A 24368-nucleotide genomic window follows, 5' to 3' on the forward strand; every position below is an offset into this window, starting at 1 on the left:
GCAAGGACCACCCCCGGCAGCCGTCCGCCCCGACACGGACCGCCCGGGCCGGACCCCGACAACCGGGTGCCCGCACGGTCCCGCACGGTCGGCCGTGCAGAACAGGACGGCTCGCCGGGCTGCTCGTAGGCTCGGAGCATGTCAGAGGTGTATGCGGAACGCCGTGTACGGCTGCGCGATCGGTGCGCGGCCGCGGGCAGCCCGGCGGCCCTGGTCTCCCGCCCTGCCAACGTCCGCTACCTCGCGGGCGGCTCGCCCGCGGGTGCGGTCCTCCTCGTCGGCCCCGAGCCGGCGGCGGACGTCCTGCTCTGCCCCGTCGCACCCGGCGGCGAGCCGGCCGACGGACGGCTCGACGAAATGCTCCGGCAGCAGGTCCTGCCCGCGGGCGGGGGCGATCCGGCGGTCGCGGCCGTCGACCTCGCCCGCCGCGCGGGTGCCGACGCGCTCGCCGTCGAGGAACACGACCTGACGGTGGCCCGGCACCGTGCCATGGGCTCCGTCGCGCCGGGAATCCGCCTCGCGGACCTGTCGTGCGCCGTGGAACAGCTCAGGATCGTCAAGGACGAGGACGAGATCGCCTGTCTGCGGATCGCCGCCGAGATCGCCGACCAGGCCCTCGGAGAGCTCCTGGAGTCGATCCTGGTGGGGCGGACCGAGCGGCACCTCGCCCTGGAGCTGGAGCGGCGGCTCGTCGACCACGGCGCCGACGGGGCCGCCTTCCCGACCTCGGTGGCGACCGGCCCGCACTCCGGGCGCCGGCGGCACCGTCCCACCGACCGCCGGGTCGAGGAGGGCGATTTCCTGTCCGTCTGCCTCGGCGCCGACTACCGCGGCTACCGGTGCGAGATCGGGCGCACCTTCGTCATCGGCACGGCGCCCGCCGACTGGCAGATCGAGCTGTACGAGCTCGTCTTCGCCGCTCAGCGGGCGGGACGGGAGTCCCTCACGCCGGGAGCCGAGTACCGCGACGTGGACCGGGCGGCGCGCCAGATCCTGGACTCCGGAGGCCACGCGGAGGCCGCCGTGCCGCTCACCGGGCACGGGGTGGGGCTCGAAATCGACGAGGACCCGCAGCTCTCACCCTCCGCCATGGGTAAACTGGACGCTTGTGTGCCGGTCACCGTCGAACCGGGGGTCCACCTCCCGGGCCGGGGCGGGGTCCGGATCGATGACACGCTCGTCGTGCGCCAGGAGGCGGACGGCGGACCCGAGCTACTCACCATCACGACCAAGGAGCTGCTCGCGCTGTAAGGGCGCGTACCGCTCCTCGGTCCCACGCAGTCCAGGAGATTCCGCAACCGTGGCTTCCACGAACGACCTCAAGAACGGCATGGTGCTCAAGCTCGACGGGGGCCAGCTCTGGTCCGTCGTCGAGTTCCAGCACGTCAAGCCCGGCAAGGGCCCGGCCTTCGTGCGCACCAAGCTCAAGAACGTGCTGTCCGGCAAGGTCGTCGACAAGACGTTCAACGCCGGTGTCAAGGTCGAGACGGCCACCATCGACCGCCGCGACATGCAGTTCTCCTACATGGACGGCGACTACTTCGTCTTCATGGACGAGCAGACCTACGACCAGCTCATGGTCGACCGCAAGTCCGTCGGCGACGCCGCCAACTTCCTCATCGAGGGCTTCACCGCCTCGGTCGCCCAGCACGAGGGCGAGGTGCTCTACGTCGAGCTTCCGGCCGCCGTCGAGCTGACGATCAAGCACACCGACCCGGGCGTCCAGGGCGACCGCTCCACCGGCGGCACCAAGCCCGCCACGCTGGAGACCGGTCACGAGATCCAGGTCCCGCTCTTCGTCACCACCGGTGAGAAGGTCAAGGTCGACACGCGTGACAGCAGCTACCTCGGCCGGGTGAACAAGTAACCGTGGCCGCTCGGAGCAAGGCCCGCAAGCGTGCCTTCCAGATCCTCTTCGAGGCGGACCAGCGTGGCACCTCCGTCCAGGAGGTTCTCGCGGACCAGGTCCGGCACGCGCGGTCGGACGACCGCCAGCCGCCGGTGAACGACTTCACCATGCAGCTGGTCGAGGGCTACGCGTCCCACGTGGCTCGGATCGACGAGCTCATCGCGACCTACGCGGTGGACTGGGACCTCGACCGGATGCCGGTCGCCGACCGGAACATCGTGCGCCTCGGTGCGTACGAGCTGATCTGGGAGGACGGCACTCCGGACGCGGTCGCGATCGACGAGGCGGTTCAGCTCGCCAAGGAGTTCTCGACCGACGAGTCCCCCAACTTCGTCAACGGCCTGCTGGCGCGCTTCAAGGACCTGAAGCCGCGTCTGCGCCGGGACGCGGACGTCTGAGTCCTCCAGGACTCCGGTACGTCCACCGGTACGCCGAAGGGGCCCGCAGCTCGCGCTGCGGGCCCCTTCGCTGTGTCCGGCCCCCTCGGGATGCCCCACCCGCCCCGAGGGGCAGAGCGCGCCCCACAGGGCGCACAGGGCGCACAGGAGACGAAAAGCGCCGGGCCCGTGGACGTCTGATGACGTCCACGGGCCCGGCGGTACGTTTCTGCTGTTACCTCGGAGGCCAGCGGAAGGTTCAGTTCTCCTCGTGGGCGACCGCGCGGCGCGCGTCCGCGTCGAGGACGCCCCAGCTGATGAGCTGCTCGGTCAGGACCGAGGGGGACTGGTCGTAGATGACGGCAAGCGTGCGCAGGTCGTCCTGGCGGATCGACAGCACCTTGCCGTTGTAGTCACCGCGCTGCGACTGGATCGTCGCCGCGTAGCGCTGGAGCGGGCCGGCCTTCTCCTGGGGGACGTGCGCGAGCCGCTCCAGGTCGAGGACGAGCTTCGGCGGCGGCTCGGCGGCCCCGCCCGGGGTCGTGCCCGGCAGGAGCTCCTGCACCGGCACCCCGTAGAAGTCGGCCAGCTCGGCGAGACGCTGCACGGTCACCGCGCGGTCACCACGCTCGTACGAGCCGACCACCACGGCCTTCCAGCGGCCCTGGGACTTCTCCTCCACCCCGTGCAGGGAAAGACCCTGCTGGGTGCGGATGGCACGGAGTTTGGCCCCGAGCTGCTTTGCGTATTCGCTGGACATAACGCTCCCGGACGCTGTGACGACATGCGGCTGCGCCGCGCGGCTGGTAACTCACTGTGAGGTTACGCAGCGTTACTCTTTCCCGTCAAGCCGAAAGGTCCGTACCGCCCCCTCCCGGGGGACCTCACCCGGGGTGGCGGCGGGGGCGTCGGAAGCCGGACGACACGCCCCTGGTAGTGTTGACCGCGCAAATCCGACGTCCTTTAAGAACCGTCCCGTGAGGCGGAGAAGGAGGTCCGTTTCCCATGGACGCCCAGCAGTACAGCGATGACGCCCGGCCCGTTCTCGAGGCCCCCGACATCGCGCGGGTCCTGACCCGCATCGCACACGAGATCGTCGAGCGCGCCAAGGGCGCCGACGACGTGGTCCTCCTCGGCATCCCCACCCGCGGTGTCTTCCTCGCCCGCCGGCTCGCCGAGAAGCTCGAATCGATCACCGGCACCAAGATCCCGGTCGGTTCCCTCGACATCACCATGTACCGGGACGACCTGCGGCTGAAGCCGGCCCGCGCCATCGGCCGCACCGAGATCCCCGGTGACGGCATCGACGGCCGCCTCGTCGTCCTCGTCGACGACGTCCTCTTCTCCGGCCGCACCATCCGCGCCGCCCTCGACGCCCTCGGCGACATCGGCCGTCCGCGCGCCGTGCAGCTCGCCGTCCTCGTCGACCGCGGCCACCGCGAACTCCCGATCCGCGCCGACTACGTCGGCAAGAACCTCCCCACGTCGCTGCGGGAGACGGTCAAGGTCCAGCTCGCCGAGGAAGACGGTCGAGACACCGTCCTGCTCGGCACGCGGACCACCTCCTAGCCGGACCGGCTCCCCCGCGCGGGGCAGGGGTACACCCCTGCGCCCCCGCATGCCCGCACGCCTCCCCACCACGGAGAGAAACCCCCGATGATGCGTCACCTCATCTCGGCCGCCGACCTCACCCGCGACGACGCCGTCCTGATCCTCGACACCGCCGAGGAGATGGCCCGGGTGGCCGACCGGCCCATCAAGAAGCTGCCGACCCTGCGCGGCCGGACGATCTGCAACCTCTTCTTCGAGGACTCCACCCGGACCCGGATCTCCTTCGAGGCCGCCGAGAAGCGCCTCTCCGCCGACGTGATCAACTTCGCGGCCAAGGGCTCCAGCGTCTCCAAGGGCGAGTCCCTCAAGGACACCGCGCAGACCCTGGAGGCCATGGGCGTCGACGCGGTCGTCATCCGGCACGGCGCCTCCGGCGCCCCGTACCGCCTCGCCACCTCCGGCTGGATCGACGCCCCCGTCGTCAACGCCGGCGACGGCACCCACCAGCACCCCACCCAGGCCCTCCTGGACGCCTTCACCATGCGCCGCCGCCTGGTCGGCCGTGACGCGGGCCTCGGCAAGGACCTGAACGGCCGGCGCATCACGATCGTCGGCGACGTCCTGCACAGCCGCGTCGCCCGCTCCAACGTCGACCTGCTGCACACCCTCGGCGCCGAGGTCACCCTGGTGGCCCCGCCGACCCTGGTCCCCGTCGGCGTCGAGACCTGGCCCTGCGAGATCTCGTACGACCTCGACGGCGTGCTGCCGAAGTCCGACGCGGTCATGATGCTGCGTGTGCAGCGAGAGCGGATGAACGCCGCCTTCTTCCCCACCGAGCGCGAGTACTCCCGCCGGTACGGGCTCGACGGCGACCGGATGGCGAAGATGCCCGAGCACGCCATCGTCATGCACCCCGGCCCCATGGTCCGCGGCATGGAGATCACCGCCGAGGTCGCCGACTCCGACCGCTGCACGGTGATCGAGCAGGTCGCCAACGGCGTGTCCGTCCGCATGGCCGTCCTCTACCTGCTGCTCGGCGGCAACGAATCCGCCACCCCCGCCACCGGCACCACCCGCACCGAGGAGAACAAGTAACCATGAGCAAGATCCTTATCCGCGGTGCGAAGGTCCTCGGCGGCGAGGCGCAGGACGTCCTGATCGACGGCGAGATCGTCGCGGAGGTCGGTACCGGTCTGTCGGCCGAGGGCGCGACCGTCATCGAGGCCGAGGGCCAGATCCTGCTGCCCGGCCTCGTCGACCTCCACACCCACCTGCGCGAGCCCGGCCGCGAGGACTCCGAGACCGTCCTCACCGGCACCCGCGCCGCCGCCTCCGGCGGCTACACCGCCGTCTTCGCCATGGCCAACACCCACCCGGTCGCCGACACCGCCGGTGTCGTCGAGCAGGTCTGGCGCCTCGGCAAGGAGTCCGGCTACTGCGACGTCCAGCCCATCGGCGCCGTCACCGTCGGCCTGGAGGGCAAGAAGCTCGCCGAGCTCGGCGCCATGCACGACTCCGCCGCCGGCGTCACCGTCTTCTCCGACGACGGCAAGTGCGTCGACGACGCCGTGATCATGCGCCGCGCCCTGGAGTACGTGAAGGCCTTCGGCGGCGTCGTCGCCCAGCACGCCCAGGAGCCCCGCCTCACCGAGGGCGCCCAGATGAACGAGGGCATCGTCTCCGCCGAGCTCGGCCTCGGCGGCTGGCCGGCCGTGGCCGAGGAGTCGATCATCGCCCGCGACGTCCTCCTCGCCGAGCACGTCGGCTCCCGCGTCCACATCTGCCACCTCTCCACCGCCGGCTCCGTCGAGATCGTCCGCTGGGCCAAGTCCCGCGGCATCGACGTCACCGCCGAGGTCACCCCGCACCACCTCCTCCTCACGGACGAGCTGGTCCGCTCGTACAACCCGGTCTACAAGGTCAACCCGCCGCTGCGCACCGAGAAGGACGTCCTGGCGCTGCGCGAGGCGCTGGCCGACGGCACGATCGACATCGTCGCCACCGACCACGCCCCGCACCCGCACGAGGACAAGGACTGCGAGTGGGCCGCCGCCGCCATGGGCATGGTCGGCCTGGAGACCGCGCTCTCCGTCGTCCAGCAGACGATGGTCGAGACCGGCCTCCTCGACTGGGCCGGCGTCGCCGACCGGATGTCCTTCGCCCCGGCCCGCATCGGACGGGCCACCGGCCACGGACGACCCGTCTCGGCTGGTGAGCCCGCGAACCTGACGCTGGTCGATCCGGCATACCGTGGTGTCGTGGACCCCGCGGACTTCGCCTCCCGCAGCCGCAACACCCCCTACGAGGGTCGTGAGCTGCCGGGACGCGTCACCCACACCATCCTGCGGGGCCGGGCAACGGTCGTGGACGGGAAGCTGGCGTGACACCACTCATCGCAATCGCCGCACAGGCGGCGGAACCGAAGTCGGCGGAGGTCACCGACTGGGCCGGACGGATCGGCTGGGTCGCAGGACTGCTCCTCTTCGTCGTCCTCGTCTACTGGCTGATGCGCCAGGGCTGGAAGTGGCGCGGCAGCCTCCAGTCGGACCTCCCCGAGCTGCCCACCGCGCCGGAGACCCCCGGTGCGGCGACACTGACTCTCGACGGGCGCTACCACGGGTCCACGACCGCCGGGCAGTGGCTCGACCGGATCGTCGCCCACGGACTCGGCACCCGCAGCCGCGTCGAGCTCACGCTCACCGAGGCCGGAATCATGGTCGTACGCCCCGGGGCGAACGACTTCTTCATCCCGGCGGACGCCCTGCGCGAGGCCCGCCTCGACAAGGGCATCGCGGGCAAGGTCCTCGCCGAGGGCGGCCTGCTGATCGTCACCTGGGCCCACGGCGAGAAGCTGCTCGACTCCGGCTTCCGCTCCGACCGGGCGGCCGAGCACACCGCCTGGGTCGAGGCCCTCAACTCCATGAACCAGATCACCACGACGGAAGGCATCGCACGATGACGACCTCCACAAGGGGAGCCGCCAAGACTCCCGCCGTACTCGTCCTGGAGGACGGCCGCATCTTCCGCGGTCGCGCCTACGGGGCCGTGGGGGAGACCTTCGGCGAGGCCGTGTTCTCCACCGGCATGACCGGCTACCAGGAGACCCTCACCGACCCGTCGTACCACCGCCAGGTCGTCGTCATGACCGCCCCGCACGTCGGCAACACCGGCGTCAACGACGAGGACCCCGAGTCCGGCCGCATCTGGGTCTCCGGATACGTCGTCCGCGACCCCGCCCGCGTCTCCTCCAACTGGCGCGCCCAGCGCTCGCTGGACGAGGAGCTGGAGCGCCAGGGCGTCGTCGGCATCTCCGGCATCGACACCCGCGCCCTCACCCGCCACCTGCGCGAGCGCGGCGCCATGCGCGTCGGCATCTTCTCCGGCGAGGCCTGGAGCGGCGTCCGCGACGAGGCCCTCCTCGCCAAGGTGCAGGAGCAGCCCCAGATGAAGGGCGCGAACCTCTCCGCCGAGGTCGCCACCAAGGAGACGTACGTCGTCCCCGCGATCGGCACCAGGAAGTTCACCGTCGCCGCCGTCGACCTCGGCATCAAGGGCATGACCCCGCACCGGATGGCCGAGCGCGGCATCGAGGTCCACGTGCTGCCCGCCACCGCCACCGCCGAGGACATCTACGCGGTGAACCCGGACGGCGTCTTCTTCTCCAACGGCCCGGGCGACCCGGCCACCGCCGACGGCCCCGTCGCCGTCATGCGCGCCGTCCTGGAGCGCAGGACCCCGCTCTTCGGCATCTGCTTCGGCAACCAGATCCTCGGTCGCGCCCTCGGCTTCGGCACCTACAAGCTGAAGTACGGCCACCGCGGCATCAACCAGCCGGTTCAGGACCGCACCACCGGCAAGGTCGAGGTCACCGCGCACAACCACGGCTTCGCCGTCGACGCGCCCCTCGACAGGATCTCCGACACCCCCTTCGGGCGCGCCGAGGTCTCCCACGTGTGCCTGAACGACGACGTGGTGGAAGGCCTCCAGCTGCTCGACCAGCCGGCCTTCTCCGTCCAGTACCACCCCGAGGCGGCCGCGGGCCCGCACGACGCCGCGTACCTCTTCGACCGCTTCGTATCCCTCATGGAGGCCGAGCGTGCCTAAGCGCACCGATATCCAGTCCGTCCTGGTCATCGGCTCCGGCCCGATCGTCATCGGCCAGGCCGCCGAGTTCGACTACTCCGGCACCCAGGCCTGCCGCATCCTCAAGGCCGAGGGCCTGCGGGTCATCCTGGTCAACTCCAACCCGGCCACGATCATGACCGACCCGGAGATCGCCGACGCCACGTACGTCGAGCCGATCACCCCCGAGTTCGTCGAGAAGATCATCGCCAAGGAGCGCCCCGACGCCCTCCTGCCCACCCTCGGCGGCCAGACCGCGCTCAACACCGCGATCTCCATGCACGAGCAGGGCGTCCTGGAGAAGTACGGCGTCGAGCTCATCGGCGCCAACGTCGAGGCCATCAACAAGGGCGAGGACCGCGACCTCTTCAAGGGCGTCGTCGAGGCCGTCAAGGCCAAGATCGGCTACGGCGAGTCCGCCCGCTCGGTCATCTGCCACTCCATGGACGACGTCCTCAAGGGCGTCGAGACGCTCGGCGGCTACCCCGTGGTCGTCCGCCCCTCCTTCACCATGGGCGGCGCCGGCTCCGGCTTCGCCCACGACGAGGACGAGCTGCGCCGCATCGCCGGCCAGGGCCTCACGCTCTCCCCGACCACCGAGGTGCTCCTGGAGGAGTCCATCCTCGGCTGGAAGGAGTACGAGCTGGAGCTGATGCGCGACAAGGCCGACAACGTCGTGGTCGTCTGCTCCATCGAGAACTTCGACCCGATGGGCGTCCACACCGGTGACTCGATCACCGTCGCCCCGGCGATGACGCTCACCGACCGCGAGTACCAGCGGCTCCGCGACATCGGCATCGCGATCATCCGCGAGGTCGGCGTCGACACCGGCGGCTGCAACATCCAGTTCGCGATCGACCCGGTCGACGGCCGGATCATCGTCATCGAGATGAACCCGCGCGTCTCCCGCTCCTCGGCGCTCGCCTCCAAGGCGACCGGCTTCCCGATCGCCAAGATCGCGGCCCGTCTCGCCGTCGGCTACACGCTGGACGAGATCCCGAACGACATCACGGAGAAGACCCCGGCGTCCTTCGAGCCCACGCTCGACTACGTCGTCGTCAAGGCCCCGCGCTTCGCCTTCGAGAAGTTCCCGCAGGCCGACTCCACCCTCACCACGACCATGAAGTCGGTCGGCGAGGCCATGGCGATCGGCCGCAACTTCACCGAGGCGCTCCAGAAGGCCCTGCGCTCCCTGGAGAAGAAGGGCTCGCAGTTCACCTTCGTCGGCGAGCCCGGCGACAAGGCCGAGCTGCTGCGCGAGTCGGTCCGCCCGACCGACGGCCGCATCAACACGGTCATGCAGGCCATCCGGGCCGGCGCCACCCCGCAGGAGGTCTTCGACGCCACGAAGATCGACCCGTGGTTCGTCGACCAGCTCTTCCTGATCAAGGAGATCGCCGACGAGCTGGCCTCCGCCGAGAAGCTCGAGCCCCTGCTCCTCGCCGAGGCCAAGCGCCACGGCTTCTCCGACGCCCATATCGCCGAGATCCGCGGCCTGCGCGAGGACGTCGTCCGCGAGGTCCGGCACGCCCTCGGCGTCCGCCCGGTCTACAAGACGGTCGACACCTGCGCCGCCGAGTTCGCCGCCAAGACCCCGTACTTCTACTCGTCCTACGACGAGGAGACCGAGGTCGCGCCGCGCGAGAAGCCCGCCGTGATCATCCTGGGCTCCGGCCCGAACCGCATCGGCCAGGGCATCGAGTTCGACTACTCCTGCGTCCACGCCTCGTTCGCGCTCAGCGACGCGGGCTACGAGACCGTGATGGTCAACTGCAACCCGGAGACCGTCTCGACGGACTACGACACCTCCGACCGCCTGTACTTCGAGCCGCTGACGCTCGAGGACGTGCTGGAGATCGTCCACGCCGAGACCCTGGCCGGCCCCGTCGCCGGTGTCGTCGTCCAGCTCGGCGGCCAGACCCCGCTGGGTCTCTCGCAGGCGCTCAAGGACAACGGCGTGCCGGTCGTCGGCACCTCCCCGGAGGCCATCCACGCCGCCGAGGACCGCGGCGCCTTCGGCCGCGTCCTCGCCGAGGCGGGCCTCCCGGCCCCGAAGCACGGCACCGCGACCACCTTCGCCGAGGCCAAGGCCATCGCCGACGAGATCGGCTACCCCGTCCTCGTACGCCCGTCGTACGTGCTCGGCGGCCGCGGCATGGAGATCGTCTACGACGAGACCCGCCTGGAGTCGTACATCGCCGAGTCCACCGAGATCAGCCCCACCCGGCCGGTCCTGGTCGACCGCTTCCTCGACGACGCCATCGAGATCGACGTCGACGCGCTCTACGACGGCCACGAGCTCTACCTCGGCGGCGTCATGGAGCACATCGAGGAGGCCGGCATCCACTCCGGCGACTCGGCCTGCGCGCTGCCCCCGATCACCCTCGGCGGCTTCGACATCAAGCGCCTGCGCATCTCCACCGAGGCGATCGCCAAGGGCGTCGGCGTCCGCGGCCTGATCAACATCCAGTTCGCGATGGCGGGTGACATCCTCTACGTCCTGGAGGCCAACCCCCGCGCCTCCCGGACCGTCCCCTTCACCTCGAAGGCGACCGCCGTCCCGCTCGCGAAGGCCGCCGCCCGCATCTCGCTCGGCGCCACCATCGCCGAGCTCCGCGAGGAGGGCCTGCTGCCGAAGAACGGCGACGGCGGCACCCTGCCGATCGACGCGCCGATCTCCGTCAAGGAGGCCGTCATGCCGTGGTCGCGCTTCCGCGACATCCACGGCCGCGGCGTCGACACCGTCCTCGGCCCGGAGATGCGCTCCACCGGCGAGGTCATGGGCATCGACGCGGTCTTCGGCACGGCGTACGCCAAGTCGCAGGCCGGCGCCTACGGCCCGCTGCCCACCAAGGGCCGCGCGTTCATCTCCGTCGCCAACCGCGACAAGCGCTCGATGATCTTCCCGGCGCGCGAGCTCGTCGCCCACGGCTTCGAACTGCTCGCCACCTCCGGCACCGCCGAGGTCCTCAAGCGCAACGGCATCAACGCCACCGTCGTGCGCAAGCTCAGCGAGGGCGAGGGCCCGAACGGCGAGAAGACCATCGTCCAGCTGATCCACGACGGCCAGGTCGACCTGATCGTCAACACCCCGTACGGCACCGGCGGCCGCCTCGACGGCTACGAGATCCGTACGGCCGCGGTGGCGCGCAGCGTCCCGTGCCTCACCACGGTCCAGGCGCTCGCCGCGGCCGTCCAGGGCATCGACGCGCTCAACCACGGCGACGTCGGCGTCCGCTCGCTCCAGGAACACGCGGAGCATCTGACCGCGGCCCGCGACTAGCAGCCCGTACGAAGAGGGGGACACCGGAGACACCGCGGTGTCCCCCTCTTCATGAGCACACCTGGACTCCCCGCATGTACAAGTTCTTCTTCCGGCTCGTCTTCAAGCGCATGGACCCCGAGGAGGCGCACTACCTGGCCTTCCGCTGGATCCGCCTCGCCGCCCGCGTCCCCGTCCTGCGCACCTTCGTCGCCGCCGTCCTCGCGCCCCGGTACAAGGAGCTGCGCACCGAGGCCCTCGGCCTGCGGATGCACGGCCCCTTCGGCCTCGCCGCCGGCTTCGACAAGAACGCCGTCGCCATCGACGGCATGGCGATGCTCGGCTTCGACCACGTCGAGATCGGCACCGTCACCGGTGAGGCGCAGCCCGGCAACCCCAAGAAGCGTCTCTTCCGGCTGGTCCCGGACCGCGCCCTGATCAACCGCATGGGCTTCAACAACGAGGGCTCCGCCGCCGTCGCCGACCGCCTGGCGAACCGCGACGCGGTCTTCAGGACCGTCGTCGGCGTCAACATCGGCAAGACCAAGGTCGTCCCGGAGGCCGAGGCCGCCGCCGACTACGTGAAGTCCACCGAGCGCCTCGCCGAGCACGCCGACTACCTGGTCGTGAACGTCTCCTCGCCGAACACCCCCGGCCTGCGCAACCTCCAGGCCACCGAGTCCCTCCGCCCGCTGCTCACGGCCGTACGGGAGGCCGCGGACCGCTCGGTCACCGGCCGCCGGGTGCCGCTCCTCGTCAAGATCGCCCCCGACCTCGCCGACGAGGACGTCGACGCGGTCGCGGACCTCGCCCTGGAGCTCGGCCTCGACGGCATCATCGCCACCAACACCACCATCGCCCGTGAGGGCCTCGGCCTGAAGTCCGACCCCGCGCTGGTCAAGGAGACCGGCGGCCTCTCCGGCGCCCCGGTCAAGGAGCGCTCCCTGGCCGTCCTGCGCCGCCTCCACGCGCGCGTGGGCGACCGGCTCGTCCTGGTCGGCGTCGGCGGCATCGAGAACGCCGAGGACGCCTGGCAGCGCATCCTCGCCGGCGCCACCCTGATCCAGGGCTACAGCGCCTTCATCTACGAGGGCCCGTTCTACGCCCGAGCGATCCACAAGGGCCTCGCCGCGCGCCTCGCCGCCTCCCCGTACGCCACCCTCGCCGAGGCCGTCGGCGCCGACAACCGAAAGGCCACCACCCAGTGACTCTCTCCTTCGGCTCCCGCCTGCGCTCCGCCATGGACGAGCGCGGCCCGCTCTGCGTCGGCATCGACCCGCACGCCGCCCTGCTCGACTCCTGGGGCCTGAGCGACGACATCGCCGGCCTGGAGCGCTTCACCTTCACGGTCGTCGAGGCGCTCGCCGGCACCGTCGCCGTCTTCAAGCCGCAGGCCGCCTTCTTCGAGCGCTTCGGCTCCCGCGGCGTCGCCGTCCTGGAGCGTGCCGTCGCCGACGTGCGCGCCGCGGGCGGCCTGGTCGTCATGGACGCCAAGCGCGGCGACATCGGCTCCACGATGGCCGCGTACGCGGAGGCCTTCCTGCGCAAGGACTCCCCGCTCTTCTCCGACGCGCTGACGGTCTCCCCGTACCTCGGCTACGGCTCGCTGAAGCCGGCCGTCGACCTGGCCCGGGAGTCCGGCGCCGGCCTCTTCGTCCTGGCGCTCACCTCGAACCCGGAGGGCGCCGAGGTCCAGCGCGCCGTCCGTGAGGACGGCCGCACGATCGGCGCGACCATGCTGGCGCACCTCGCCGAGGAGAACGCGGGGGAGACCCCGATGGGCTCCTTCGGCGCGGTCGTCGGTGCCACCCTCGGCGACCTGTCCTCCTTCGACCTGGACATCAACGGCCCGCTCCTCGCGCCCGGCATCGGCGCCCAGGGCGCGACCCCGGCCGACCTCCCGGCCGTCTTCGGCGCGGTGGTCCGCAACGTCGTCCCGAACGTCAGCCGGGGTGTTCTCCGTCACGGTCCGGACGTGTCCGCCCTGCGGGCCTCGGCGGACCGGTACGCGGACGAGATCCGGGCGGCCGTCGGCGCGTGAGCCCGCTCCCACGGCTCGCGGTCAATCCGCAGGTCGGAGCGGATCGGCCCGATGAACCGGCCCGCCGGGACGGCCGGTGAGGGGAACCCTCTCACCGGCCGTCTCACTACTTGACGAAAACTTGGCTCAAAACCGGGTCGTTATGCCGGAAAAGTCCTGGTCGGTCGATGCTGACCAGGACTTTTCCGCTGTTCTCGCTGACTGGAGCGGCCTCGGCCGCTAGTCTCCGGGGCAGAGCAGGCGTTCAACGGCCACTCCGTTGCACGTTGCTCCACTGGTGTGGGGCGCTGGGTTCCTCACCGGTCCGTATCCGACAGATCGACATCCGAGGTGACGTAGGCGTGGCTCTTCCGCCCCTTACCCCTGAACAGCGCGCAGCCGCGCTCGAAAAGGCCGCCGCGGCTCGCCGGGAGCGGGCCGAGGTCAAGAATCGACTCAAGCACTCCGGCGCCTCGCTCCACGAGGTCATCAAGACCGGGCAGGAGAACGACGTCATCGGCAAGATGAAGGTCTCCGCGCTGCTCGAGTCCCTGCCCGGCGTGGGCAAGGTCCGCGCCAAGCAGATCATGGAGCGCCTCGGCATCTCCGAGAGCCGCCGCGTCCGTGGTCTCGGCTCCAACCAGATCGCCTCCCTGGAGCGCGAGTTCGGCAGCACCGGCGCCTGATCCGGGACGCGCGTCCCGGGCACACCGGTAAAGCTGGAATAATCGCTGCATGGCAGCAGAGGTACGTCCGCGGCTGACCGTGCTCTCCGGCCCCTCAGGGGTCGGTAAGAGCACGGTCGTCGCTCATATGCGCAAGGTTCACCCCGAGGTCTGGCTCTCGGTGTCGGCCACGACACGGAAGCCGCGCCCCGGCGAGAAGCACGGTGTCCACTATTTCTTCGTCACGGACGACGAATTCGACAAGCTGATCGCCAACGGCGAACTCCTCGAATGGGCCGAGTTCGCGGGCAACCGCTACGGCACCCCGAGGCGCGCGGTCCTCGACCGCCTCGACTCCGGCGAGCCCGTGCTCCTGGAGATCGACCTCCAGGGCGCCCGCCAGGTCAAGGACTCCATGTCCGAGTCCCAGCTGGTCTTCCTGGCCCCGCCGAGCTGGGAGGAGCTGGTCCGCCGGCTCACCGGCCGGGGCACGGAGTCGCCCGAGGTCATCGAGCGCCGGCTGAAGGCCGCGAAGGTCGAGCTGGCCGCCGAATCGGAGTTCGACACCACGCTCGTCAACACCTCCGTCGAGGACGTCGCACGCGAGCTGCTAACGTTGATGCTGCTGTCATCTGGGGACCTGGACAACAACGGCTGACGCCGTAGGTCCCCGATCTCCACAGCATGTCTGATTTTTTCTCCATCTTCGGAAGGTAGAGCGTGTCCTCTTCCATGACTGCGCCCGAGGGCATCATCAACCCGCCGATCGACGAGCTGCTCGAGGCAACCGACTCGAAGTACAGCCTCGTGATCTACGCGGCCAAGCGCGCGCGTCAGATCAACGCGTACTACTCCCAGCTCGGCGAGGGCCTGCTGGAGTACGTGGGTCCGCTCGTCGACACCCACGTCCACGAGAAGCCGCTCTCGATCGCCCTGCGGGAGATCAACGCGGGTCTGCTGACGTCCGAGGCCATCGAGGGCCCGGCGCAGTAAGCACGTAACGCTTGTCACCGAAGGCCCGGCGGAACAACCGCCGGGCCTTTGGTGTCTCATGGAGTCGTAGGCATCCGAGTGCGGGGAGTGGCAGTGGTGACCAAGCCGAAGGTCGTTCTGGGCGTCAGCGGCGGCATCGCCGCGTACAAGGCCTGCGAGCTGCTGCGCCGGCTCACCGAGTCGGGCCACGACGTGCGCGTCGTGCCCACCGACTCCGCCCTCCACTTCGTCGGCGCCGCGACCTGGTCCGCGCTCTCCGGGAACCCCGTCTCGACGGAGGTGTGGGAGTCGGTCCACGAGGTGCCGCACGTGCGGATCGGCCAGAACGCCGACCTCGTCGTCGTCGCCCCCGCCACCGCCGACATGCTGGCCAAGGCCGCCCACGGCCTCGCCGACGACCTCCTCACCAACACGCTGCTCACCGCACGCTGTCCCGTCGTCTTCGCCCCGGCGATGCACACCGAGATGTGGGAGCACCCGGCCACCCAGGAGAACGTGGCCACGCTCCGCCGACGCGGCGCGATCGTCGTCGAGCCCGCCGTCGGCCGCCTCACCGGTGTCGACACCGGCAAGGGCCGACTGCCCGACCCTGCCGAGATCTTCGAGATCTGCCGACGGATCATCGCGCGCGGCACCGCCGCCCCGGATCTCACCGGACGGCACGTCGTCGTCAGCGCCGGCGGCACCCGTGAGCCCCTCGACCCCGTCCGCTACCTGGGCAACCGCTCCTCCGGCAAGCAGGGGTACGCCCTCGCCAAGGCCGCCGCCGCGCGCGGGGCCCGGGTCACCCTCGTCGAGGCCAATACCGGCATCCCCGACCCGGCCGGGGTCGACGTCGTCCACGTCGGCACCGCCCTCCAGCTCCGCGAGGCCGTCCTCAAGGCGGCGGGGGACGCCGACGCCGTGGTGATGGCCGCCGCAGTGGCCGATTTCCGCCCGGCCGTCTACGCCTCGGGGAAGATCAAGAAGAAGGACGACGGGGGAGCGCCCACCGTCGAACTCGTCCGCAACCCCGACATCCTCGCCGAGCTCTCCGCCGACCGGGCCCTGCCCGGCCAGATCGTCGTCGGCTTCGCCGCCGAGACCGACGACGTCCTCGCCAACGGACGCGAGAAGCTCCGCCGCAAGGGCTGTGACCTGCTCGTCGTCAACGAGGTGGGGGAGCGCAAGACCTTCGGCTCCGAGGAGAACGAGGCCGTCGTCCTCGCGGCGGACGGCGCCGAGACCCCCGTACCGTACGGCCCGAAGGAAGCGCTCGCCGAGACGGTCTGGGACCTGGTCCTGCCGCTCCTGCGCCCCGCTCCGGCCCCCGCCACCTGACAGATCCCGCCCGGGCCCGGACGGACTCGATCTTGGCGTGATGTCACCCTGCGGAAGCACGCCCCGAGGGGCGGGAAACGCCGACGCGCGGGTGATTCGCGAGTGATGTGCGCCCCACCCGGAGAGGCGCCTCCGCAGGGCCGGAGGCCGGTTCCGGTCACCCGGGACCATTCGTCAGGCGAGACACCTGGTCCATTGCCCGAGCACGACCGATAGACTGTTCGTGGAACGTCGCGGGGCGCAGCCCCCTGCCGGTCCGTCACGAGTAGCCAGCAGCCGCTGCAACCCCAGGGAGCGTTGTGTCCCGTCGTCTGTTCACCTCGGAGTCCGTCACCGAGGGTCACCCCGACAAGATCGCTGACCAGATCAGCGACACCATCCTCGACGCACTGCTGCGAGAGGACCCCACCTCGCGCGTCGCCGTCGAGACGCTGATCACCACCGGCCTGGTCCACGTCGCCGGCGAGGTGACGACCAAGGCCTGGGCGGACATCCCCACCCTCGTCCGGAACAAGATCCTCGAGATCGGTTACGACTCCTCGAAGAAGGGCTTCGACGGCGCCTCCTGCGGCGTGTCGGTGTCCATCGGGTCGCAGTCCCCGGACATCGCCCAGGGCGTCGACACCGCCTACGAGAAGCGCGTCGAGGGCGACGAGGACGAGCTCGACAAGCAGGGCGCCGGCGACCAGGGCCTGATGTTCGGCTACGCCTCCGACGAGACGCCCGAGCTGATGCCGCTGCCGATCCACATCGCGCACCGCCTCTCGCGCCGCCTCACCGAGGTCCGCAAGAACGGGACCATCCCGTACCTCCGTCCCGACGGCAAGACCCAGGTCACCATCGAGTACGACGGCGACAAGGCCGTCCGCCTCGACACGGTCGTCGTCTCCTCGCAGCACGCCTCCGACATCGACCTCGAGTCGCTGCTCGCCCCCGACATCCGTGAGTTCGTCGTCGAGCACGTGCTCGCGCAGCTCGTCGAGGACGGCATCAAGCTCGACACCGACGGCTACCGCCTGCTCGTGAACCCGACCGGCCGCTTCGAGATCGGCGGCCCGATGGGCGACGCCGGCCTCACCGGCCGGAAGATCATCATCGACACGTACGGCGGCATGGCCCGTCACGGCGGCGGTGCCTTCTCGGGCAAGGACCCGTCGAAGGTCGACCGCTCGGCCGCGTACGCGATGCGCTGGGTCGCGAAGAACGTCGTCGCCGCCGGTCTCGCCTCGCGCTGCGAGGTCCAGGTCGCGTACGCGATCGGCAAGGCCGAGCCCGTCGGTCTCTTCGTCGAGACCTTCGGCACGCACACGGTCGACACCGAGAAGATCGAGAACGCGATCGGCGAGGTCTTCGACCTCCGCCCGGCCGCGATCATCCGCGACCTCGACCTGCTCCGTCCGATCTACTCGCAGACCGCCGCCTACGGCCACTTCGGCCGCGAGCTGCCGGACTTCACCTGGGAGCGCACCGACCGCGTGGACGCCCTGAAGAAGGCCGCGGGTCTGTAAGGTCCCGGAGTCCGGCTGTCCCGGACCCCGGAACTCCCGGCTGCACGTGACGGAAGCCCGGTACCCCAAGGGGGTGCCGGGCTTCCGTCTGCCCGACTGTCGGTGCCGTCTGGTAGGTATGGGGCTGTGAGCAGCGAGAACGAGAATTCCGACGGGCCCGAGCAGCTCGCGCTCATTCGGGAGACCGTGCGGAAGGCGAACGTGCCGCGGGCCAAGCCGCGGACCTGGCGGGGGGCCGCCCTGGCCAAGGAGCTGCCCGTCGCCCGGGTCGTCGTGAACAAGGGGTCGCTCCACCTCGACCAGTTCTTCGACTACGCGGTCCCGGAGGAGCTGGACGCCGTCGCCCGGCCCGGGGTGCGCGTCCGGGTCCGCTTCGGAGCGGGCGCCCACCAGGTGCGCAACGGGCGCCGCGAGGGCGGCCGGCTCATCGACGGCTTCCTCGTCGAGCGGCGGGCCACCTCGGACTACTCCGGGCCCCTCGCCGCCCTCGCCGACGTCGTCTCGCCCGAGCCGGTGCTCGGCCCCGAGCTCCTCGGGCTCGCCCGGGCCGTCGCCGACCGGTACGCGGGCAGCCTCGCCGACGTGCTCCAGCTCGCCGTGCCGCCGCGCAGCGCCCGTGCGGAGGGCCGGACCTCCCCCGAGCCCCTGCCGCCGCCGAAGCCCCCGGAGCCGGGGAGCTGGGCGCGGTACGAGCAGGGGGCGGCCTTCCTGACCTCCCTCGCGCGCGGCGGGGCGCCCCGGGCCGTGTGGAACGCGCTGCCGGGCCCGTACTGGGCCGAGGAGATCGCCCGCGCCGTCGCCGCGACCCTGGCCTCGGGCCGCGGCGCCCTCGTCGTCGTACCGGACGGCCGGGCGGCCGGGCGGGTCGACGCGGCGCTGACCGAGGTCCTGGGGGAGGGGCGGCACGCGCTGCTGACCGCCGAGGCGGGCCCCGAGAAGCGGTACGCGCGATGGCTCGCCGTCCGGCGCGGCTCCGTGCGGGCCGTCGTCGGCACCCGGGCCGCCATGTTCGCCCCCGTGCGGGACCTCGGGCTCGCCGTCATCTGGGACGACGGCGACGGCAGCCACAGCGAGCCGCACGCCCCGCAGCCCCACGCGCGCGAGGTGCTCCTGCTGCGCGCCGCCCACGACCGGTGCGCCTTCCTCCTCGGCAGCACGAGCTGCACCGTCGAGGCCGCCCAGCTGGTCGAGTCCGGCTGGGCCAAGGCCCTCGTCGCCGGACGCGAGCAGGTCCGCAGGGCCGCCCCCCTGATCCGGACCGTCGGCGACGGCGAACTGGCCCGCGACGAGGCCGCGCGTGCCGCCCGGCTGCCCTCGCTGGCCTGGCAGGCCGTACGGGAGGGGCTGAAGACCGGGCCGGTGCTCGTCCAGGTCCCCCGGCGCGGATACGTACCCCGCCTGGCCTGCGAGCGCTGCCGGACGCCTGCCCGCTGCCGCCACTGCGCCGGGCCCCTGGAGGCCCCCGAGCAGCAGGAGCTGCGCTGCGGCTGGTGCGGGCGCGGCGCCCCCGACTGGCACTGCCTGGAATGCGGCTCGAACCGGCTGCGGGCCCAGGTCGTGGGCGCGCGGCGCACGGCGGAGGAGCTGGGCCGGGCGTTCCCCGCGGTGCCGGTACGGACCTCGGGGCGCGACCACATCCTCGACACCGTGCCCGGGCGTCCCGCGCTCGTCGTCTCCACCCCCGGCGCCGAACCCGTCGCCGAGGGCGGCTACGCGGCCGCGCTGCTCCTCGACGGCTGGGCCATGCTCGGCCGGCCCGACCTGCGCGCGGGCGAGGAGGCGCTGCGCCGCTGGATCGACGCGGCCTCGCTGGTGCGGGGACAGCCCGAGGGCGGCACGGTCGTCGTGGTCGCCGAGCCCACGCTCCGCCCGGTGCAGGCGCTCGTCCGCTGGGACCCGGTGGGGCACGCCCAGCGGGAGCTGGCCGAGCGGGCCGAGCTGGGCTTCCCGCCGGTCTCCCGGATGGCGGCGGTGTCCGGTGCGCCGGAGGCCGTCGAGGGCTTCCTGGCCGCGGCCGGGCTGCCGGGCGACGCGGAGGTGCTCGGTCCGGTGCCGCTGCCGGTGGTCCGCCCCGGCGGGCCGCGCCGTCCGGGGGATCCGCCCCCCGGCGAGCAGTGGGAGCGCGCCCTGGTCCGGGTGCCGCCGGGCAGCGGGGCGGCCCTCGCGGCGGCCCTCAAGCAGGCCCGGGCGGCCGGGCTGGCGCGCGGCGGCGGCGAACAGGTGCGGATCCGCGTCGACCCGCCGGACATCGGCTGAGCCCTGCCGGGGGGCAGGGCGGCACCTGCCGCCCGCACGCGCGACGGCCGCCGGCCCACGTGGGGCGGCGGCCGTCGGAGGCGCGGTGCGGGTCAGCCGTTGCGGGGGCCGGGGAGCGCGGACGGGCGCGCGTCCTCGCGGAGGGTGGCGCTGCCCGAGGTGGGCTGCGGCGGCATCGAGCGGGCGGCGGGCACCGAGGGGAGGGTGCGGGTCACGCCCGGCTCGGTGCCGTGGTCCCGGTCCTCGGGGACGCCCGGCTGCGGCGCGCGACGGGCGCCGTACCGGCGGTGGACGGCCTGCTTGGTGACACCGAGCGCGGAACCCACCGCGTCCCACGAGAAGCCCAGCGAGCGGTCGAAGTCGACCGCGGCGGTCACCAGGGTCTCGACGCTGTCCCGCAGCTCCTGGGCGAGGCGGACGGTCGGGGCGGGCGCGCGCCCGTAGACGACGAAGCCCGTCGACGGGCCGGAACGGCGGGGACGGTAGACATTGCCCAGCTGGGCCGTGAGCGTGCGCAGTGCGTCCACCTGCCGCCGGACCCGCTCGATGTCCCGCACCAGCAGGTGCAGACTCGCCCGGGCTTGGGCGTCGTGGGTTGCGTGGTCGGCCATGTGAAAGCCTCTCGAACCGGCGATGAAGGGGGCGGGTCGCAGGGGGAACGGCGACCCGATTCGGTCAATCTCTCTTGACCAACGCGCCACCGGGAGTTGGGTCACGCTGCGGGGGCGTACACGCATATGCGCGGGGCGCCCGTCCTTCCGTACGCCCCCTTCACGCTGGCCCTCTAGGTCCTGTCGTCACACTCCCGCCTGCCCTGCGGGCGGACGACGGGAGTGTGACGACAGGACCTAGACTGGTGCGCTGCCCGTAAAGCCCCCGGACAGACAGGCAGCCGCCACCCATGAAGCTCGTCTTCGCAGGCACCCCCGAGGTCGCCGTACCCGCCCTGGACGCCCTGCTCGCCTCCGGCCGGCACGAGGTCGCCGCCGTGGTCACCCGCCCGGACGCCCCGGCGGGCCGCGGGCGGCGGCTCGTCGCCAGTCCGGTCGCCCAGCGGGCGGAGGAGGCCGGGATCGAGGTCCTCAAGCCGGTCCGGCCGCGCGACGAGGACTTCCTCGCCCGGCTCCGGGAGATCGCCCCGGACTGCTGCCCGGTCGTCGCCTACGGCGCCCTGCTCCCGAAGGTCGCCCTCGACATCCCCGCGCGCGGCTGGGTCAACCTGCACTTCTCGCTGCTGCCCGCGTGGCGCGGGGCGGCGCCCGTGCAGCACTCCCTGATGGCGGGCGACCAGGTGACGGGCGCGTCGACCTTCCTGATCGAGGAGGGCCTCGACGCGGGCCCGGTCTACGGCGTCGTCACCGAGGACGTCCGCCCCACCGACACCAGCGGCGACCTGCTGACCCGGCTCGCCTTCGCGGGCGCGGGCCTGCTCGCCGCGACCATGGACGGCATCGAGGACGGCAAGCTCCAGGCCGTGCCGCAGCCCGTCGAGGGCATCACGCTCGCCCCGAAGATCCAGGTCGAGGACGCGCACGTCGACTTCGCGGCCCCCGCCCTCCGGGTCGACCGCGTGGTCCGCGGCTGCACCCCGGCGCCCGGCGCCTGGACGCTCTTCCGCGGCGAGCGCCTCAAGCTCATCCAGGTCACCCCCCTCCCGGACCGTACCGACCTGGCCCCGGGCGAGCTCGTGGTCGGCAAGAACAACGTGTACGCCGGCACCGGTTCGTACGCCGTCGAGCTGCTCTGGGTCCAGCCGCAGGGCAAGAAGCCGATGAAGGCCGCCGACTGGGCCCGCGGTGTGCGGATCGCCGCCGGCGAGCGGCTGGGCTCCTAGGGCGTGTTGCGAAAGTCCCGCCTGCCCGACGGCGCCTGGCACGCACGCTCGCCGCGTTGTCGGGATCACCCCGATGCATCCAGTATCGGGGTGATCCTCCGCCTTGCGATCGCACGCACCAGACGCCGTCGGGCCCGCCCTTCGGGCGGCCGGCGCTACTTTCGCAACACGCCCTAGCTGCCGCAGCGGGGGCGGGGCGGTCCGGCGGCCCCGGGCGCGGTCAGGGGCACGGCGGACGTAGGCTTGGGGGGTTCGACCTCTTCATTTCGTCACGCGGAGCACCTTTGAGCGAGCAGGCACGTCGCCGTCCCCACAAGCCCTACCGGAGGCCCCAGAAGGACCCCGTCCGGATGCTCGCCTTCGAGGCGCTGAGGGCGGTGGACGAGCGCGACGCCTACGCCAACCTGGTGCTGCCCCCGCTCCTGCGGAAGGCCCGGGAGAAGGGCGACTTCGACGGGCGCGACGCGGCCCTCGCGACCGAGCTCGTCTACGGGACGCTGCGTCGGCAGGGCACGTACGATGCGATCATCTCCGCCTGCATCGACCGGCCGCTGCGCGAGGTCGACCCGCCCGTGCTCGACGTGCTCGCGCTCGGCGCGCACCAGCTGCTCGGCACCCGGATCCCGACCCACGCGGCGGTCTCCGCCAGCGTGGAGCTCGCAAGGGTGGTGCTCGGCGACGGGCGGGCCAAGTTCGTGAACGCCGTCCTGCGGAAGATCTCGCAGCAGGACCTCGACGCCTGGGTGGCGCAGGTCGCCCCGCCGTACGACCAGGACGCCGAGGACCACCTCGCCGTCGTCCACTCCCACCCGCGCTGGGTGGTCTCGGCGCTCTGGGACTCCCTCGGCGGCGGCCGCGCCGGCATCGAGGACCTCCTGGAGGCCGACAACGAGCGCCCCGAGGTCACCCTCGTCGCCCGCCCCGGCCGCTCCACCACCGAGGAGCTCGCCGCGGCCACCGAGACGCTGCCGGGCCGCTGGTCCCCGTACGCCCTCCGGATGGCCGAGGGCGGCGAGCCCGGCGCCATCGAGGCGGTCAAGGAGGGCCGGGCCGGCGTCCAGGACGAGGGCAGCCAGCTCGTCGCCCTCGCCCTGGCCGACGCGCCGATCGAAGGCTCCGACGCCCGCTGGCTCGACGGCTGCGCGGGCCCCGGCGGCAAGGCCGCCCTCCTCGCCGCCCTCGCCTCCGAGCGCGGCGCCGCACTGCTCGCCTCCGAGAAGCAGCCGCACCGCGCGCGGCTCGTCGAGCGCGCCCTCGCCGGCAACCCCGGCCCCTACCAGGTCATCGCCGCCGACGGCACCCGCCCGCCGTGGCGCCCCGGTTCCTTCGACCGGGTCCTGATGGACGTGCCCTGCTCGGGTCTCGGCGCCCTGCGCCGCCGTCCCGAGGCCCGCTGGCGCCGTCGCCCCGAGGACCTGGACGGCTTCGCCCCGCTCCAGCGCGCCCTGCTCACCGAGGCGCTGAGCGCCGTGCGCGTCGGCGGCATCGTCGGCTACGCGACCTGCTCGCCGCACCTCGCCGAGACCCGCGTGGTCGTCGACGACGTCCTGAAGAAGGTCGGCGGCGCCGAGCTGATCGACGCCCGCCCGTTCATGCCCGGCGTCCCGGCGCTCGGCGACGGCCCGGACGTCCAGCTGTGGCCGCATCTGCACGGCACGGACGCCATGTATCTGGCGCTGCTGCGCCGTACCGCCTGACCCCGGGGGGGGTCCGGTCCTCCGGCCGTCCGACCGCTATCTCCCGGTCCGTCCCGGTCCGCGGCTCGTCGCTTCGTACCGAAATTGGTCTGGACCGAGTCCGAAACCGCTCAGCGGCAAAGAAGTGCCCAAGAACGTGGGAGGCTTGGCACATGGCGCAGATCAACCCCAGCATCCTGTCCGCGGACTTCGCCCGGCTCGCCGAGGAGGCGAAGGCCGTCGAGGGCGCCGACTGGCTGCACGTCGACGTGATGGACAACCACTTCGTGCCGAACCTGACGCTGGGGGTGCCGATCGTCGAGTCGCTCTCCCGTGCGACCGGGACGCCGCTCGACTGCCACCTCATGATCGAGGACCCCGACCGCTGGGCCCCCCAGTACGTGGAGGCGGGCGCGGGGTCGGTCACCTTCCACGTCGAGGCGGCGGCCGCCCCCGTGCGGCTCGCGCGGGAGATCCGCGCCAAGGGCGCGCGGGCCTCGATGGCGCTCAAGCCGGCCACGCCGATCGAGCCGTACGAGGACCTGCTCCCCGAGCTCGACATGCTGCTGATCATGACGGTCGAGCCGGGCTTCGGCGGCCAGGCCTTCCTCGACATCATGCTCCCCAAGATCCGCCGCACCCGTGAGCTGATCTCCAAGCACGGCCTGGAGCTGTGGCTCCAGGTCGACGGCGGGGTCGCCGAGTCCACCATCGAGCGCTGCGCCGAGGCCGGCGCCGATGTGTTCGTCGCGGGTTCGGCGGTCTACGGCGCGGCGGACCCGGCGGCCGCCGTGGCCTCGCTGCGGGCCCGCGCCGAGGCCGCCACGGCCTCCGCCGCGTGGGCGTGTGGACACTGAACCACCGTCGGATGAACG

General features: G+C 72.1%; 22 protein-coding genes. 20 read left to right on the forward strand and 2 right to left on the reverse strand.

Annotated features, from left to right (window positions below; genetic code table 11):
• Nucleotides 1-138 precede the first annotated feature (138 nt).
• The 3 genes from ACF08F_RS20915 to nusB are packed head-to-tail and all read left to right on the forward strand — an operon-like array spanning nucleotide 139 to nucleotide 2307.
• Nucleotides 139-1251, forward strand: a complete 1113-nt coding sequence (locus ACF08F_RS20915; RefSeq protein ID WP_392300013.1) for an aminopeptidase P family protein — start codon at nucleotides 139-141, stop codon at nucleotides 1249-1251.
• Nucleotides 1252-1300: 49 nt separating this feature from the next.
• The gene (gene efp / locus ACF08F_RS20920) at nucleotides 1301-1867 is read left to right on the forward strand and encodes an elongation factor P (protein WP_392300014.1); all 567 of its coding nucleotides are present in this window, start codon (nucleotides 1301-1303) and stop codon (nucleotides 1865-1867) included.
• Nucleotides 1868-1869: 2 nt separating this feature from the next.
• Entirely contained in the window at nucleotides 1870-2307 is a 438-nt protein-coding gene (nusB, locus tag ACF08F_RS20925; RefSeq protein WP_392300015.1) for a transcription antitermination factor NusB, read from the forward strand.
• Between the two features lie 238 nt (nucleotides 2308-2545).
• Here nusB and bldD read toward each other — a convergent pair whose 3' ends face one another.
• Nucleotides 2546-3046 carry a transcriptional regulator BldD gene (gene bldD / locus ACF08F_RS20930; RefSeq protein ID WP_015032294.1) on the reverse strand — a complete coding sequence of 167 codons (501 nt, stop codon included), beginning with the start codon at nucleotides 3044-3046 and terminating at the stop codon, nucleotides 2546-2548.
• 245 nt (nucleotides 3047-3291) lie between these two features.
• On the opposite strand from bldD, the gene pyrR reads away from it, so the two are divergent.
• From pyrR to ACF08F_RS21000, 14 genes are all read left to right on the forward strand, one after another.
• Nucleotides 3292-3855: a bifunctional pyr operon transcriptional regulator/uracil phosphoribosyltransferase PyrR gene (gene pyrR, locus ACF08F_RS20935; RefSeq protein WP_392300016.1), complete on the forward strand. Its 564-nt coding sequence runs from the start codon at nucleotides 3292-3294 to the stop codon at nucleotides 3853-3855.
• 87 nt (nucleotides 3856-3942) lie between these two features.
• Nucleotides 3943-4932: an aspartate carbamoyltransferase catalytic subunit gene (locus ACF08F_RS20940; RefSeq protein WP_392300017.1), complete on the forward strand. Its 990-nt coding sequence runs from the start codon at nucleotides 3943-3945 to the stop codon at nucleotides 4930-4932.
• A gap of 2 nt (nucleotides 4933-4934) precedes the next feature.
• On the forward strand, nucleotides 4935-6221 hold the full coding sequence (locus tag ACF08F_RS20945) for a dihydroorotase (protein ID WP_392300018.1): 1287 nt from the start codon (nucleotides 4935-4937) through the stop codon (nucleotides 6219-6221).
• The gene (locus tag ACF08F_RS20950; RefSeq protein WP_392300019.1) at nucleotides 6218-6796 is read left to right on the forward strand and encodes a hypothetical protein; all 579 of its coding nucleotides are present in this window, start codon (nucleotides 6218-6220) and stop codon (nucleotides 6794-6796) included. The genes ACF08F_RS20945 and ACF08F_RS20950 overlap by 4 nt, the downstream gene beginning before the upstream one ends.
• Complete coding sequence (gene carA, locus ACF08F_RS20955; RefSeq protein ID WP_392300020.1) at nucleotides 6793-7941, forward strand: glutamine-hydrolyzing carbamoyl-phosphate synthase small subunit; 1149 nt, start codon at nucleotides 6793-6795, stop codon at nucleotides 7939-7941. Before ACF08F_RS20950 ends, carA begins: the two co-directional genes overlap by 4 nt.
• Complete coding sequence (carB, locus tag ACF08F_RS20960; RefSeq protein ID WP_392300021.1) at nucleotides 7934-11242, forward strand: carbamoyl-phosphate synthase large subunit; 3309 nt, start codon at nucleotides 7934-7936, stop codon at nucleotides 11240-11242. The genes carA and carB overlap by 8 nt, the downstream gene beginning before the upstream one ends.
• A 74-nt stretch (nucleotides 11243-11316) precedes the next feature.
• Nucleotides 11317-12429, forward strand: a complete 1113-nt coding sequence (locus tag ACF08F_RS20965; RefSeq protein ID WP_392300022.1) for a quinone-dependent dihydroorotate dehydrogenase — start codon at nucleotides 11317-11319, stop codon at nucleotides 12427-12429.
• Entirely contained in the window at nucleotides 12426-13262 is an 837-nt protein-coding gene (gene pyrF / locus ACF08F_RS20970; RefSeq protein ID WP_392300023.1) for an orotidine-5'-phosphate decarboxylase, read from the forward strand. Before ACF08F_RS20965 ends, pyrF begins: the two co-directional genes overlap by 4 nt.
• Nucleotides 13263-13603: 341 nt before the next feature.
• Entirely contained in the window at nucleotides 13604-13927 is a 324-nt protein-coding gene (locus ACF08F_RS20975) for an integration host factor (protein WP_030204477.1), read from the forward strand.
• A gap of 49 nt (nucleotides 13928-13976) precedes the next feature.
• Nucleotides 13977-14564: a guanylate kinase gene (gene gmk / locus ACF08F_RS20980; protein ID WP_392300024.1), complete on the forward strand. Its 588-nt coding sequence runs from the start codon at nucleotides 13977-13979 to the stop codon at nucleotides 14562-14564.
• A 62-nt stretch (nucleotides 14565-14626) separates the two neighbouring features.
• Nucleotides 14627-14899, forward strand: coding sequence for a DNA-directed RNA polymerase subunit omega (gene rpoZ / locus ACF08F_RS20985; RefSeq protein ID WP_017242218.1), 273 nt, complete (start codon nucleotides 14627-14629; stop codon nucleotides 14897-14899).
• 96 nt (nucleotides 14900-14995) lie between these two features.
• A complete protein-coding gene (gene coaBC, locus ACF08F_RS20990; RefSeq protein WP_392300025.1) occupies nucleotides 14996-16219 on the forward strand; it encodes a bifunctional phosphopantothenoylcysteine decarboxylase/phosphopantothenate--cysteine ligase CoaBC in 1224 nt (407 codons plus the stop codon).
• 299 nt (nucleotides 16220-16518) lie between these two features.
• Nucleotides 16519-17727 carry a methionine adenosyltransferase gene (metK, locus tag ACF08F_RS20995; protein WP_382706640.1) on the forward strand — a complete coding sequence of 403 codons (1209 nt, stop codon included), beginning with the start codon at nucleotides 16519-16521 and terminating at the stop codon, nucleotides 17725-17727.
• 126 nt (nucleotides 17728-17853) lie between these two features.
• Entirely contained in the window at nucleotides 17854-19983 is a 2130-nt protein-coding gene (locus ACF08F_RS21000) for a primosomal protein N' (RefSeq protein WP_392300026.1), read from the forward strand.
• Between the two features lie 92 nt (nucleotides 19984-20075).
• On the opposite strand, the gene ACF08F_RS21005 is transcribed toward ACF08F_RS21000, so the two are convergent.
• Nucleotides 20076-20594: a hypothetical protein gene (locus ACF08F_RS21005; RefSeq protein WP_392300027.1), complete on the reverse strand. Its 519-nt coding sequence runs from the start codon at nucleotides 20592-20594 to the stop codon at nucleotides 20076-20078.
• A 290-nt stretch (nucleotides 20595-20884) separates the two neighbouring features.
• Here ACF08F_RS21005 and fmt point away from each other — a divergent pair, with 290 nt between their 5' ends.
• The 3 genes from fmt to rpe all read left to right on the forward strand — a co-directional run bounded on the left by fmt (nucleotide 20885) and on the right by rpe (nucleotide 24350).
• Entirely contained in the window at nucleotides 20885-21817 is a 933-nt protein-coding gene (gene fmt, locus ACF08F_RS21010; protein WP_392300028.1) for a methionyl-tRNA formyltransferase, read from the forward strand.
• Nucleotides 21818-22101: 284 nt separating this feature from the next.
• Nucleotides 22102-23514, forward strand: coding sequence for an RsmB/NOP family class I SAM-dependent RNA methyltransferase (locus tag ACF08F_RS21015; RefSeq protein WP_392300029.1), 1413 nt, complete (start codon nucleotides 22102-22104; stop codon nucleotides 23512-23514).
• A 152-nt stretch (nucleotides 23515-23666) separates the two neighbouring features.
• A complete protein-coding gene (gene rpe, locus ACF08F_RS21020) occupies nucleotides 23667-24350 on the forward strand; it encodes a ribulose-phosphate 3-epimerase (RefSeq protein ID WP_056649876.1) in 684 nt (227 codons plus the stop codon).
• The last annotated feature ends 18 nt before the right edge of the window (nucleotides 24351-24368 follow it).

This window comes from Streptomyces sp. NPDC015130 (genome assembly GCF_043080005.1).
Lineage (GTDB): Bacteria > Actinomycetota > Actinomycetes > Streptomycetales > Streptomycetaceae > Streptomyces.

What these genes read in the sequence shown, in the direction of transcription:
- carA (WP_392300020.1), top strand. Translation starts at nt 6,793, where the DNA reads ATGACGACCTCCACAAGGGGAGCCGCCAAGACTCCCGCCGTACTCGTC.
- ACF08F_RS21005 (WP_392300027.1), bottom strand. Translation starts at nt 20,594, where the DNA reads ATGGCCGACCACGCAACCCACGACGCCCAAGCCCGGGCGAGTCTGCAC.
- ACF08F_RS20965 (WP_392300022.1), top strand. Translation starts at nt 11,317, where the DNA reads ATGTACAAGTTCTTCTTCCGGCTCGTCTTCAAGCGCATGGACCCCGAG.
- ACF08F_RS20945 (WP_392300018.1), top strand. Translation starts at nt 4,935, where the DNA reads ATGAGCAAGATCCTTATCCGCGGTGCGAAGGTCCTCGGCGGCGAGGCG.
- ACF08F_RS20915 (WP_392300013.1), top strand. Translation starts at nt 139, where the DNA reads ATGTCAGAGGTGTATGCGGAACGCCGTGTACGGCTGCGCGATCGGTGC.
- fmt (WP_392300028.1), top strand. Translation starts at nt 20,885, where the DNA reads ATGAAGCTCGTCTTCGCAGGCACCCCCGAGGTCGCCGTACCCGCCCTG.
- ACF08F_RS20940 (WP_392300017.1), top strand. Translation starts at nt 3,943, where the DNA reads ATGATGCGTCACCTCATCTCGGCCGCCGACCTCACCCGCGACGACGCC.
- gmk (WP_392300024.1), top strand. Translation starts at nt 13,977, where the DNA reads ATGGCAGCAGAGGTACGTCCGCGGCTGACCGTGCTCTCCGGCCCCTCA.
- bldD (WP_015032294.1), bottom strand. Translation starts at nt 3,046, where the DNA reads ATGTCCAGCGAATACGCAAAGCAGCTCGGGGCCAAACTCCGTGCCATC.
- rpe (WP_056649876.1), top strand. Translation starts at nt 23,667, where the DNA reads ATGGCGCAGATCAACCCCAGCATCCTGTCCGCGGACTTCGCCCGGCTC.
- pyrR (WP_392300016.1), top strand. Translation starts at nt 3,292, where the DNA reads ATGGACGCCCAGCAGTACAGCGATGACGCCCGGCCCGTTCTCGAGGCC.